A 12,934-nucleotide genomic window follows, 5' to 3' on the forward strand; every position below is an offset into this window, starting at 1 on the left:
ATCATAAATTCGGTTTCGCTTATATTTTGTGTTTCGCTCTCAGCGCCATAGGGATGTTGATAATAGGATGTTATGTGTTGAGTCATTTGGCGGTTAGGCCACTATTACACTCAATTTGGATGCAGAAGAATATTCAGCTAATCCCCAATTTCTCCTTTAGGGATTTTAAGTAACGGCGACTCACGGGGATATGCTTACCGCTGCGGGTAATGACTTCAGCTGAGCCATTATCCATCAGTTGGATTTCTCCTAACTGCTCGGTATTGACCATATATTGCCGATGGCAGCGGATAAAGGGGGTTTTCTCTTCTAATATTTTTAGCGATAACTGGGTATAGCCCGATTGTATTGTCCCGATGACATGTACCCCGCTCAGCTCGGAACTGAGATATTCGACCTCCTCAATTTTCAGCAAAAAAATTCGGTTATGGCCGGAACAGGGAATATGGCGCAACATGGGTTCGGTGATTTTGTGTAAGTTATTATTTACACTTGTGCCGCGTCTCAAGCGAATCAGTGTTTTTGCTAATCGTTGATGATCGAGTGGTTTGAGCAGATAGTCGAAGGCGTGCTCTTCAAAAGCACGGATAGCGTATTCATCGTAAGCCGTGACAAAAACGATATGCGGCATACTTTCTGGGTTCAACATTGAGGCCAGTTCCAGACCATTAATTCTGGGCATCTGGATGTCAAGAAACACCACATCAGGTTGCAGGCGTTGGATGGCGGGAATAGCTTCCAATGCATTGCTGCATTCGGCGACGATTTCAATATCTTGTTCTGCACTCAGTCTTTCGCGTAAATCTTCGCGCGCGGGTTGTTCATCGTCGACGATGATGACTCTTAACATACTGCCTCCACAAATTTTCCGCATCTTATCATGGCCTCAAAGTGAGGTTTGGACCATCTGCAGAAACTGCGACTCACCGCAAAAGTCCAACTGAAATATGCCTGTAAAGTTGGTGGTAATTATTTATTTACACATATGGATTGAAAACTTTACATGGCATGTTATTGTGAAGCCCTCAAACGACAAACACGCTAAAACGACATCCGCTAAACAGAGACAGGTAAAGAATATGATCATGCAAAAAGATGCGCTCAATAATGTCCATATCAGTGCCGAACAAATACTGATAACTCCGGAAGAGCTGAAAAATCAGTTTCCTTTGAGCGACAATGATCAGTATGCGATTGCCAATGCACGCAAAACTATTGCTGATATTGTTCAGGGACGTGACCCACGCTTATTAGTGGTGTGTGGCCCATGTTCGATCCACGATGTGGATGCTGCTCTGGATTATGCGCGTAGTCTGAAAAAACTCTCTGCTGAGTTGAGTGATAGCCTGTATATCGTGATGCGTGTCTATTTTGAAAAACCGAGAACCACTGTTGGCTGGAAGGGCCTGATTAACGATCCGGCAATGGATGGCTCATTTGATGTGGAAACGGGGTTACATATTGCCCGTCGATTACTGCTCGATTTAGTTGGTATGGGGTTGCCACTGGCAACGGAAGCGCTGGACCCTAACAGCCCACAATACTTAGGTGACCTGTTCAGTTGGTCAGCCATTGGTGCTCGCACCACAGAATCACAAACTCACCGTGAAATGGCTTCAGGTTTGTCCATGCCGGTCGGGTTCAAGAATGGGACGGATGGCAGCTTAGGTACGGCAATTAATGCTATGCGTGCCGCAGCGATGCCTCATCGTTTTATGGGGATTAACCAGTCGGGTCAGGTTTGCTTACTACAAACTCAGGGAAACCCGCATGGACATGTGATTTTGCGTGGCGGTAAAACACCTAACTACAGTGCACAAGATGTCGCTCAGTGTGAAAAACAGATGCAGGATGCGGGACTCATCCCATCCTTAATGATAGATTGCAGTCATGGTAATTCGAATAAAGACTACCGCCGTCAGGTTGCGGTCGCTGAATCTGTGGTTGAACAGATCAAGGCAGGCAATTGTTTTATCACGGGTGTAATGCTGGAAAGTAACATCCACGAAGGCAATCAATCATCTGAGCAGCCACGTGCTGATATGCACTACGGTGTTTCAGTAACCGATGCCTGCATTAACTGGGAAAGCACTGAGACATTGTTACGTAGCATGCATCAGGAATTGCGTTCAGCGCTGGCGGCCCGGACTGTAGAGGAAAAGTAAGTATGGTGGCTGAACTGACCGCTTTGCGCGATCAAATTGATGAAGTCGATAAAGCACTGTTGGATTTACTGGCTAAACGCCTGAATTTGGTGGCCGAAGTCGGTGAGGTTAAAAGCCGCTATGGCCTGCCTATTTATGTTCCAGATCGTGAGGCGGCGATGCTGGCTTCACGTCGACAGGAAGCCGAGGCTTTAGGCGTACCGCCGGATTTGATTGAAGACGTATTGCGTCGGATAATGCGAGAGTCTTATACCAGCGAAAATGACAAAGGTTTCAAGACATTGTGTCCAAGCTTGCGTCCAGTGGTCATCATCGGTGGTCAGGGGCAGATGGGGCGCTTATTTTCACGCATGCTGAATCTGTCTGGCTATCAGGTGAAAACACTGGAACAAGAGGACTGGCCGCAGGCTGAATCTATTCTGGCAGATGCCGGAATGGTGATTGTCAGTGTGCCAATCCACATCACGGAAGAGGTAATTGGTCGGTTACCTAAATTGCCGTCAGATTGCATTTTGTTGGATCTGGCGTCAGTTAAGAATAAACCACTGCAAGCTATGCTGGCAGCGCATGATGGGCCGGTTGTTGGCCTGCACCCGATGTTTGGCCCTGATGTGGGTAGTCTGGCGAAGCAAGTTGTGGTGTATTGTGATGGTCGCGATCCGCAAGCTTACCAGTGGTTGCTGGAGCAGTTGCAGGTTTGGGGCGCAAGGTTGCACCGGACCAGTGCCGTTGAGCATGACCAGAACATGGCGTTTATTCAGGCGTTGCGCCACTTTGCGACTTTCGCCTATGGGCTGCATTTGGCTGAGGAAAATGTGCAATTAGAGCAGTTGCTGGCACTCTCTTCGCCAATTTACCGTCTGGAGTTGGCCATGGTAGGGCGGCTGTTCGCGCAGGATCCTCAGCTTTACGCCGACATTATTATGTCTTCAGAAGATAATTTGGCGCTGATTAAGCGCTACTACAAACGTTTCGGTGAGGCGATCACACTGCTAGAGCAGAGTGATAAAAAAGCGTTTGTCGAAAGCTTCCAGAAAGTCGAACACTGGTTTGGTGACTATGCAGAGCGCTTCTTGGTTGAGAGCCGTTCACTACTGCGTCAGGCCAACGATAACCGTCAATAATCTAAGTCAGCAATTCATTCAGCTTGATCAAAAAGTCATCCCAGCAGCATTCATTGGGATGACTTTTTGCATTTTAGCTTGGGTTGACTGGCACCACGTTTTCACTCGGGTAGCAGCCTAATACTTTTAGTGAACGGGTTATCGGTGTCAGATTCGCCAGCGCCTTTTGCATTGCTTCAGAACGCAAATTTGCCTGCACATCAATATAAAACATCTCCTCCCACGGATTGCCATTAATTGGTCGGGACTCAAGTTTCGTCATGATGATACCTTGGTCCCTCAGCACCAGCAGCGCTTCAACCAGTGCCCCTGATTGCTGGCCTGTTGCCATAATTAAGGTGGTTTTGGCTGGGATCTGCTCAGAAACATCAATGGCCTTGCGGGCAAGAATAATGAAGCGGGTAATGTTTTGCTGCTGATTTGCTAAATTATGTTCCAGCACCTGCAAATTATAGAGTGCGCCACCGGCCTCACTGCCTAATGCGGCGGCTTTTGGCGACTTCATTTGCGCGACTTTTTCCATTGCCGCAGCGGTACTTTCGCAATACTCAATTTTCCAATGGGGGAAGCGATTAATAAATTGGCTGCATTGCTGGAAAGGTTGCGGATGGCTGTACACTGTTTCTATTTGATTGAGGTCAGTCTCGGTTGCCACCAAGACGCAATGGTCAATCGGATTGGTGATTTCACCCACAATAGACAAGCTGGTGTGTTGCAGCAAATCATACACGTCATTAATAGACCCTGAACTGGTGTTCTCTATTGGCAATACGGCGTAATCAGCTTGCCCGGTTTCTACCTGAGTAAAGATATCTTGAAACTTCTGGCAACCACACTCAATCAATTGCTCAAAATGACGCGCAGCATATTGGCGAGCGGCAAGATGTGAATAGGAACCTTTCGGCCCAAGAAAGGCGATGCGGGCAGAGTGCAAGGTAGTTTGATTAAGTTGATGCTGTAACAGCGCCTGCTGCGTCAAGACAGAATCTTCGATAATCAATTGGAACAGACGCGTGACATAGAATCCATCAAGGTCATAAGGTTTAGCGGCGGCAACCAGCGCCTCTAGCAAATCACGTTCGCGTTCTTTATCGCGAATCGGGCGATGATGAAGTTGCTTCGCTTTGGCAACATCCACCGCCAATTCACGTCGTTCTGCCAGTAACGCCAGCAGTTTTAAGTCTAGTGCACTGATGCGCTCACGTAGCACCAGTAATGGATTATCGGTCATAGGGTCTGCCTTCTTATCATTCTAAATGTCTTATGCATAAAAAAAGCCTCCCGCTTGGGAGGCTTTATTGTTCGTCTTCGCATTCTTTATCACACGACGAAACGCCTCCCAATCAGGGGAAGGTAAAAAAGAATGCGAAGAAAAACACTTTATTGATCATCGTCGTTGGCGACCTGTTTTTGATGCTGGTAAAAGTAAGCAGCCTTTAAACTAACCGCGAGCCTGAATTGCTGTCAATAAAAAACGCGCCCGAAAGCGCGTTAGATCCGAAATGAGATGGATTTACCCGGCTATTGTTCCTGCTCGGATTCTTCTTCCTCTACATCTACTGACTCCAGATTAGTCTCTTTAACACTGTTTGCTGCGCGGCGAGCTTCACCTTTGTGTTGAACTTTATTTAATTGACGTTCTAGTTTAGTGATCAGTTCGTTAATAGCAGCATACATATCGTCATGTTTGGCACTGGCAACCAAGGGGCCCATCGGCGTACTGATAGTTGCATCGGCAACAAATCCTTGTGGATCTTTGGACAGTACAATATGTGGGTTTATCAACTGGGCCTGCCATTTATCCAGTTTGGTGAGACGGTCTTCAACATGCTTGCGAATTGCTGGGGTGATATCCATTTGCTTACTGGTAATGTTGACTGTCATATGACTTACCTCTCTGTCTGCTCCGTCTTGGATAACTTCAGCATACCTCGCTTTTTCGTAAAATGTATGACCAAGATCACTTTTTTTTGTCACTTTTTGCAAAGGTCATGGGAACTGTGATTTAACGTCAGGAATAGGGGCTGAGGGCTTGAATCATTGATTGTAATGTCGCATTATCGATAAGTTATATTGCCTGCGTATAGTTAAAAATGACGTTATTTTCCTATCTTAAATGCGATGTCAGCGCAATAGTCTGAAGTGGCCAATCCCTCGCGGTTGCCCCCATAAAAGTCAGAATTGAAAACGGCAGCCTAGGCTGCCGTTGGGTATTTTAGCGGTTCAGATAATATCAGGCTGGGTTCGCTGCAATTATCTTGGCAACTTTGTCTGCCTGAGCATTTAGTTGCAGCTGTTTGTAAGCATTTTCCATCAGCGGCAACGCATCACGGGTTGCTTTAGTATCAGGATAATCTCTCAGCATTTGCTCAACACGGTTAACTACCGCGACGTAAGCGCCTCGTTTAGTGTAATATTGCGCCACGGCCAGTTCATGCTTGGCCAGACGATCTTTCAGGAACATTAGGCGCTTTTGCGCATCCGTTGCATATTGGCTGTTCGGATAGCTTTGAATCAACTGGCTAAAGTCGCGGAATGCGGCCTTGGCATGTTGCGGATCACGGTCTGAACGATCAATCCCGAAGAAGCCTTGCAATGCACTGTCATCCAGAGCCATGTCAGTCAAACCACGCATATATAATACGTAATCGATGTTAGGATGTGTGGGATTGAGGCGCATAAAGCGATCAATTGAGGCTTGTGCCAACGGCAGATCAGCTGATTTATAATAGGCATAAATCAAATCAAGCTGAACCTGTTGGGAGTAAGGCCCGAAAGGATAGCGGTTATCTAACGCTTCTAGTTGCGTAATTGCTCCCTTAAAGTTACCGTCCTGCAATTTTTGCTGAGCGGTAGCATAGAGCTCAGAAGGCGGGTTATCGGGAACCACGTCCTTGTTACTGGAGCAACCGGTCAGCACCAGGCTCAACGTGGCGGCAGCCACCAGATATTTCATACGCGTCATGACGTTTTGATTATCCTCGAAGTGTTATTCCGGGAGACTGTCCGTTAAGCTCCCGACAAAGATCTAGATACAATAGCACATTATATTAAACGGCATCGCCGTCAAAACCCAACGTTAACGAACAAGAAGCTGCATATGGCACAACAAGTACAACTCAGCGCAACGGTGGCCGAATCACAACTCGGTCAACGGTTAGATCAGGCTTTGGCCGAATTGTTCCCTGATTATTCAAGATCCCGCATAAAAGAGTGGATTTTGGAAGACAGGGTCACAGTCGACGGTAAAACAATTAACAAGCCTAAAGAAAAAGTGTTGGGTGGTGAGCTCGTCGCAATTGACGCGCAAATTGAGGAAGATGCCCGCTGGGCGCCTCAAGAAATCCCATTGGATATCGTCTACGAAGATAGCGATATTTTGGTGATTAATAAACCCCGTGGTTTGGTGGTGCACCCCGGGGCAGGTAATCCGGATGGTACTGTATTGAATGCGTTGCTCTATTATTATCCAGAAATTGTTGATGTCCCTCGTGCGGGTATCGTACATCGTCTGGATAAAGATACCACTGGTCTGATGGTAGTCGCAAAAACGGTTCCTGCGCAGACCCGTTTGGTTGAAGCACTGCAAGCACGTGAAATCACGCGTGAATATGAAGCTGTTGCTATCGGCAATATGACGGCAGGTGGCCGTGTGGACGAACCGATTTCTCGTCACTCTACCAAACGCACTCATATGGCTGTGCACCCAATGGGTAAACCGGCGACCACTCACTACCGCATTATGGAGCATTTCCGTGCCCATACTCGCCTGCGCCTGCGTTTAGAGACCGGTCGTACGCATCAGATCCGCGTGCATATGTCTCATATTAACCATCCGCTGGTGGGTGATCAGCTTTATGGTGGACGTCCGCGTCCGCCAAGAGGGGCTTCTGATTCCTTTATTGCTATTTTGCGCGGTTTTGATCGTCAGGCACTGCATGCAACTATGTTGCGTTTGTATCACCCAATCAGTGGTATTCAAATGGAATGGCATGCGGCATTACCAGAAGATATGGTTGAGCTGATTAATGCGCTGAAGGCCGATACCCTAGAATTCAAAGACCAGATGGATTGGTAATGAACGAGCTGATACTCCCCGACTGGCCGATGCCTGCTGGTGTTAAGGCCTGTAGCACGACTCGTCATGGCGGTATCAGCGCCCCGCCTTATGATTCATTAAACCTTGGTACCCATGTGGGCGATATCACCGCTAGTGTGGTCGCCAACCGCCAATGTTTAGTGGAACTGGCGGGGTTGCCGCAAATGCCGGTCTGGCTAGAGCAGGTGCACGGTATCCGTGTCTTGCATCTGGAGGGAGAGGCAATTTCTGATGTGCAGGCCGATGCGGTCTATAGCCGTGTCGCTGGGCAAGTCTGTGCGGTCATGACCGCCGATTGCCTGCCAGTCCTATTTTGCTCTTTAGCCGGTGATGAAGTCGCTGCCGCCCATGCGGGCTGGCGTGGTCTATGTGCTGGCGTCCTTGAACAGACGTTGGCACAGTTCAATGCTGCACCCTCTTCTATTATGGCCTGGTTAGGCCCTGCAATTGGCCCTCAGCAGTTTGAAGTGGGCGAAGACGTAAAACAGGCATTTAGCGATATCGATGCTCAATCGGCTACCGCCTTTACTCCCTCCGGTTCCAAATATCTTGCAGATATCTATTCATTGGCTCGCTTGCGGTTACGGGCCGCAGGTATTCATGCTATTTATGGCGGCAATCACTGTACTGTGAGTGAAAAACAGCAATTTTTCTCTTATCGGCGTGATGGAATCACCGGACGTATGGCAAGTTTAGTCTGGCTGATATAACCTATTGAATTAGGACGATCCGCTGACGCATGACGTATTACTTTAAATATAGTGTCAAAATAACCTTGAAAATTTGAGGTATGACCTCATCTAATCTCCAGTAGCAATTTTGACCAATATTGGAGGTGTTATGCGTCTGGATCGTCTTACCAGTAAATTCCAGCTTGCCCTCGCCGATGCTCAGTCTTTAGCACTTGGGCGCGACAATCAATTCATTGAACCATTACATTTGATGAGCGCACTGCTCAATCAGGATGGGGGTACGGTTCGCCCATTGTTGACCTCGGCGGGGATTAATGTTGCCAATTTGCGCAGCGAGATTGAGCAAGCGTTAGGTCGTCTTCCACAAGTTGAGGGCACAGGCGGTGATGTTCAACCATCAAACGAGCTGGTCCGTGTACTCAATCTTTGTGACAAATTAGCGCAGAAACGCGCTGATAAATTTATCTCTTCAGAGCTGTTCGTTCTGGCAGCACTTGAGGATCGCGGTACCTTAACTGACATGTTAAAGGCTGCGGGTGCAACAACTGACAATATAGATAAGGCAATTGAAACTATGCGTGGTGGTGACAAAGTCGATGACCAAGGGGCTGAAGACCAGCGTCAGGCATTGAAAAAATTCACTATCGACCTGACTGAGCGTGCGGAACAAGGCAAGCTCGATCCGGTTATTGGTCGCGATGAAGAGATTCGCCGCACTATTCAGGTATTGCAGCGCCGCACCAAAAATAACCCGGTGTTAATCGGTGAACCCGGTGTCGGTAAAACGGCTATTGTAGAAGGTCTGGCGCAACGTATCGTGAATGGCGAAGTGCCTGAAGGCTTGAAACACAAACGTGTGCTTTCCTTAGATATGGGGGCACTGATCGCGGGTGCTAAATACCGTGGTGAGTTTGAAGAGCGCTTGAAAGGCGTGCTGAACGATTTATCAAAACAAGAAGGCAGTGTGATCTTGTTCATTGATGAATTGCATACCATGGTTGGTGCCGGGAAAGGTGACGGGGCAATGGATGCCGGTAATATGCTGAAACCGGCGTTAGCACGCGGTGAATTGCATTGTGTGGGTGCAACAACACTTGATGAGTATCGTCAATATATAGAGAAGGATGCGGCGCTGGAGCGGCGTTTCCAGAAAGTTTATGTAGCAGAGCCGAGTGTAGAAGATACCATCGCCATTTTGCGTGGGTTGAAAGAGCGCTATGAGCTGCATCACCATGTGCAGATCACTGACCCGGCGATTGTTGCCGCAGCAACACTGTCACACCGCTATATTGCGGATCGCCAGTTACCGGATAAAGCCATCGACCTTATCGATGAAGCCGGTTCCAGCATCCGTATGCAGATGGATTCAAAACCAGAATCCTTAGATCGGTTGGAACGTCGGATTATTCAGTTGAAACTGGAGCAGCAGGCACTGAAGAAAGAGTCTGATGATGCCAGTAAAAAACGGCTGGAAATGCTCAATACCGAATTAGAGCAGAAAGAGCGTGAATATTCTGAGTTGGAAGAGGAGTGGAAAGCTGAAAAAGCCTCACTAACCGGGACTCAGAATATTAAAACTGAACTGGAACAAGCCAAAATCACCTTAGAGCAGGCACGTCGTGTGGGTGACTTGGCACGAATGTCAGAGCTTCAGTACGGTAAGATTCCTGAGCTGGAAAAACAGCTAGCAGCGGCCACTGCGCTGGAAGGGAAAACCATGAAGCTACTGCGCAATCGCGTCACTGAGGTAGAGATTGCGGATGTGCTGGCGCGTTGGACGGGTATCCCAGTATCGCGCATGCTGGAAAGTGAACGAGATAAACTGCTGCGTATGGAACAAGATCTCCATAAGCGAGTGATAGGGCAGGATGAAGCGGTTGAAGCGGTATCCAATGCGATCCGCCGTAGTCGCGCTGGGTTATCAGACCCGAATCGCCCAATTGGTTCCTTCTTATTCTTAGGGCCAACTGGGGTGGGTAAAACCGAGCTATGTAAAGCACTGGCAACGTTCTTGTTCGACAGTGATGACGCGATGGTGCGTATCGATATGTCCGAGTTTATGGAGAAACACTCCGTATCTCGGCTGGTGGGTGCGCCTCCGGGCTACGTTGGCTATGAAGAGGGTGGCTATCTGACAGAAGCGGTACGCCGTCGTCCTTATTCTGTGATTTTGCTGGATGAGGTGGAGAAAGCGCATCCGGATGTCTTCAACATTCTCTTGCAGGTGTTGGATGACGGGCGCTTGACTGACGGGCAGGGTAGAACGGTCGATTTCCGTAACACGGTCGTTATTATGACCTCTAACCTGGGTTCAGATCTGATTCAGGAACGTTTCGGCGAAAGAAGTTATACCGAAATGAAGAATATGGTGATGGAAGTTGTTACCCATCATTTCCGTCCTGAATTCATTAACCGTATAGATGAGGTTGTCGTCTTCCATCCGCTGGGTCGGGCGCATTTGGCTTCAATCGCCAGCATCCAACTGGAGCGGTTGTACAAACGTCTGGAAGAGCGTGGCTACCAAGTCACTATTACTCAGTCTGCGTTGGAGTTCTTGGGTGAAGCGGGTTTCGACCCTGTGTATGGTGCACGACCATTGAAACGTGCAATCCAGCAGGAGATCGAAAACCCACTATCGCAACAGATACTTTCCGGCAAATTAATACCGGGAGTACCTGTAACTCTGGATGTAGAGAATGGGCATATTGTTGCCAAACAGTAATAGCCAATCCTTTGGGGGCGAGAAATCGCCCCCTTTTTGTTTCCTTTTTCACCATATTTGGTGTTTTCGCCGCATTAATGAGCGGTTGAAAAGTTTTTTCAAATTAGGGGTTGCAGCCTGTCAGGAACTCCCTATAATGCGCCTCCACTGACTGGGAACAACGAAACACACTTCGCCGGGTCAGGAAGAGAAAAGAAGGCGTTTGAGTTCGAAAGAAACCAAATAAAACCTTGACTCTTCAGCGGGAAAGCGTATTATCTGCCTCCCGCGTTACCGTAAGATTCGCCGCAAGGCAAACGGGTAACGAACGCTCTTTAACAATTTATCAGACAATCTGTGTGGGCACTCGCAAGACGATATCGAAGCCTGTTTCGGCAGGCAGAAGCAATATCAAAGTCTTGAAGAGTGACCAAAGCAGTACACATTTGAACTTCGGTTCGAATGCATATTTGCAGAAAGTAATCTTTGAGCATCGCTACTTTCATTAGTAGCAAATCAAACAAATCTTAAATTGAAGAGTTTGATCATGGCTCAGATTGAACGCTGGCGGCAGGCCTAACACATGCAAGTCGAGCGGCAGCGGAAAGTAGCTTGCTACTTTGCCGGCGAGCGGCGGACGGGTGAGTAATGTCTGGGAAACTGCCTGATGGAGGGGGATAACTACTGGAAACGGTAGCTAATACCGCATGACCTCGCAAGAGCAAAGTGGGGGACCTTCGGGCCTCACGCCATCGGATGTGCCCAGATGGGATTAGCTAGTAGGTGAGGTAATGGCTCACCTAGGCGACGATCCCTAGCTGGTCTGAGAGGATGACCAGCCACACTGGAACTGAGACACGGTCCAGACTCCTACGGGAGGCAGCAGTGGGGAATATTGCACAATGGGCGCAAGCCTGATGCAGCCATGCCGCGTGTGTGAAGAAGGCCTTCGGGTTGTAAAGCACTTTCAGCGAGGAGGAAGGCAGTCGTGTTAATAGCACGGTTGATTGACGTTACTCGCAGAAGAAGCACCGGCTAACTCCGTGCCAGCAGCCGCGGTAATACGGAGGGTGCAAGCGTTAATCGGAATTACTGGGCGTAAAGCGCACGCAGGCGGTTTGTTAAGTCAGATGTGAAATCCCCGCGCTTAACGTGGGAACTGCATTTGAAACTGGCAAGCTAGAGTCTTGTAGAGGGGGGTAGAATTCCAGGTGTAGCGGTGAAATGCGTAGAGATCTGGAGGAATACCGGTGGCGAAGGCGGCCCCCTGGACAAAGACTGACGCTCAGGTGCGAAAGCGTGGGGAGCAAACAGGATTAGATACCCTGGTAGTCCACGCTGTAAACGATGTCGACTTGGAGGTTGTGCCCTTGAGGCGTGGCTTCCGGAGCTAACGCGTTAAGTCGACCGCCTGGGGAGTACGGCCGCAAGGTTAAAACTCAAATGAATTGACGGGGGCCCGCACAAGCGGTGGAGCATGTGGTTTAATTCGATGCAACGCGAAGAACCTTACCTACTCTTGACATCCACAGAACTTAGCAGAGATGCTTCGGTGCCTTCGGGAACTGTGAGACAGGTGCTGCATGGCTGTCGTCAGCTCGTGTTGTGAAATGTTGGGTTAAGTCCCGCAACGAGCGCAACCCTTATCCTTTGTTGCCAGCACGTAATGGTGGGAACTCAAGGGAGACTGCCGGTGACAAACCGGAGGAAGGTGGGGATGACGTCAAGTCATCATGGCCCTTACGAGTAGGGCTACACACGTGCTACAATGGCAGATACAAAGTGAAGCGAACTCGCGAGAGCCAGCGGACCACATAAAGTCTGTCGTAGTCCGGATTGGAGTCTGCAACTCGACTCCATGAAGTCGGAATCGCTAGTAATCGTAGATCAGAATGCTACGGTGAATACGTTCCCGGGCCTTGTACACACCGCCCGTCACACCATGGGAGTGGGTTGCAAAAGAAGTAGGTAGCTTAACCTTCGGGAGGGCGCTTACCACTTTGTGATTCATGACTGGGGTGAAGTCGTAACAAGGTAACCGTAGGGGAACCTGCGGTTGGATCACCTCCTTACCTAACGATACGCATTGCGCAGTGTCCACACAGATTGTCTGATAGAAAGTAACGAGCAAATAAGGCCGGACTGAGAAATTA

General features: G+C 48.7%; 9 protein-coding genes, 1 rRNA gene and 1 other annotated feature. Of the genes, 6 read left to right on the top strand and 4 right to left on the bottom strand.

Going from position 1 to position 12,934, the window contains the following annotated elements; translation table 11 throughout:
* Positions 1–133: 133 nt before the first annotated feature.
* A complete protein-coding gene (gene btsR / locus HRD69_RS10070) occupies positions 134–850 on the bottom strand; it encodes a two-component system response regulator BtsR (RefSeq protein ID WP_004877221.1) in 717 nt (238 codons plus the stop codon).
* Positions 851–1,079: 229 nt separating this feature from the next.
* Here btsR and HRD69_RS10075 point away from each other — a divergent pair, with 229 nt between their 5' ends.
* Positions 1,080–2,165 carry a 3-deoxy-7-phosphoheptulonate synthase gene (locus HRD69_RS10075; RefSeq protein WP_004877219.1) on the top strand — a complete coding sequence of 362 codons (1,086 nt, stop codon included), beginning with the start codon at positions 1,080–1,082 and terminating at the stop codon, positions 2,163–2,165.
* Positions 2,166–2,167: 2 nt separating this feature from the next.
* Complete coding sequence (tyrA, locus tag HRD69_RS10080; RefSeq protein WP_004877215.1) at positions 2,168–3,289, top strand: bifunctional chorismate mutase/prephenate dehydrogenase; 1,122 nt, start codon at positions 2,168–2,170, stop codon at positions 3,287–3,289.
* 73 nt (positions 3,290–3,362) lie between these two features.
* On the opposite strand, the gene pheA is transcribed toward tyrA, so the two are convergent.
* The 3 genes from pheA to bamD form a co-directional block, all read right to left on the bottom strand.
* A complete protein-coding gene (gene pheA, locus HRD69_RS10085) occupies positions 3,363–4,520 on the bottom strand; it encodes a bifunctional chorismate mutase/prephenate dehydratase (RefSeq protein ID WP_004877213.1) in 1,158 nt (385 codons plus the stop codon).
* A 36-nt stretch (positions 4,521–4,556) separates the two neighbouring features.
* Positions 4,557–4,681 (bottom strand) — a sequence feature (Phe leader region).
* A gap of 129 nt (positions 4,682–4,810) precedes the next feature.
* On the bottom strand, positions 4,811–5,173 hold the full coding sequence (gene raiA, locus HRD69_RS10090; RefSeq protein WP_004877211.1) for a ribosome-associated translation inhibitor RaiA: 363 nt from the start codon (positions 5,171–5,173) through the stop codon (positions 4,811–4,813).
* 349 nt (positions 5,174–5,522) lie between these two features.
* On the bottom strand, positions 5,523–6,254 hold the full coding sequence (gene bamD, locus HRD69_RS10095) for an outer membrane protein assembly factor BamD (protein ID WP_032815376.1): 732 nt from the start codon (positions 6,252–6,254) through the stop codon (positions 5,523–5,525).
* A 135-nt stretch (positions 6,255–6,389) separates the two neighbouring features.
* Between bamD and rluD the strand changes: the two genes are divergently transcribed.
* From rluD to HRD69_RS10115, 4 genes are all read left to right on the top strand, one after another.
* The gene (gene rluD / locus HRD69_RS10100; protein ID WP_004877207.1) at positions 6,390–7,367 is read left to right on the top strand and encodes a 23S rRNA pseudouridine(1911/1915/1917) synthase RluD; all 978 of its coding nucleotides are present in this window, start codon (positions 6,390–6,392) and stop codon (positions 7,365–7,367) included.
* Complete coding sequence (gene yfiH, locus HRD69_RS10105) at positions 7,367–8,098, top strand: purine nucleoside phosphorylase YfiH (protein ID WP_032815374.1); 732 nt, start codon at positions 7,367–7,369, stop codon at positions 8,096–8,098. The genes rluD and yfiH overlap by 1 nt, the downstream gene beginning before the upstream one ends.
* Before the next feature lie 130 nt (positions 8,099–8,228).
* Positions 8,229–10,802 carry an ATP-dependent chaperone ClpB gene (gene clpB, locus HRD69_RS10110; RefSeq protein WP_004877205.1) on the top strand — a complete coding sequence of 858 codons (2,574 nt, stop codon included), beginning with the start codon at positions 8,229–8,231 and terminating at the stop codon, positions 10,800–10,802.
* Positions 10,803–11,310: 508 nt separating this feature from the next.
* Positions 11,311–12,853: ribosomal RNA gene (locus HRD69_RS10115) — 16S ribosomal RNA — on the top strand.
* The last annotated feature ends 81 nt before the right edge of the window (positions 12,854–12,934 follow it).

Origin of the sequence: Yersinia mollaretii ATCC 43969 (genome assembly GCF_013282725.1) — a bacterium.
In the GTDB taxonomy this organism is placed as follows: Bacteria; Pseudomonadota; Gammaproteobacteria; order Enterobacterales; family Enterobacteriaceae; genus Yersinia; species Yersinia mollaretii.

Excerpts from the sequence above, each read along its gene's own strand:
- rluD (WP_004877207.1), top strand. The coding sequence starts at position 6,390 with ATGGCACAACAAGTACAACTCAGCGCAACGGTGGCCGAATCACAACTC.
- yfiH (WP_032815374.1), top strand. The coding sequence starts at position 7,367 with ATGAACGAGCTGATACTCCCCGACTGGCCGATGCCTGCTGGTGTTAAG.
- bamD (WP_032815376.1), bottom strand. The coding sequence starts at position 6,254 with ATGACGCGTATGAAATATCTGGTGGCTGCCGCCACGTTGAGCCTGGTG.
- raiA (WP_004877211.1), bottom strand. The coding sequence starts at position 5,173 with ATGACAGTCAACATTACCAGTAAGCAAATGGATATCACCCCAGCAATT.
- btsR (WP_004877221.1), bottom strand. The coding sequence starts at position 850 with ATGTTAAGAGTCATCATCGTCGACGATGAACAACCCGCGCGCGAAGAT.
- tyrA (WP_004877215.1), top strand. The coding sequence starts at position 2,168 with ATGGTGGCTGAACTGACCGCTTTGCGCGATCAAATTGATGAAGTCGAT.
- pheA (WP_004877213.1), bottom strand. The coding sequence starts at position 4,520 with ATGACCGATAATCCATTACTGGTGCTACGTGAGCGCATCAGTGCACTA.
- HRD69_RS10075 (WP_004877219.1), top strand. The coding sequence starts at position 1,080 with ATGATCATGCAAAAAGATGCGCTCAATAATGTCCATATCAGTGCCGAA.
- clpB (WP_004877205.1), top strand. The coding sequence starts at position 8,229 with ATGCGTCTGGATCGTCTTACCAGTAAATTCCAGCTTGCCCTCGCCGAT.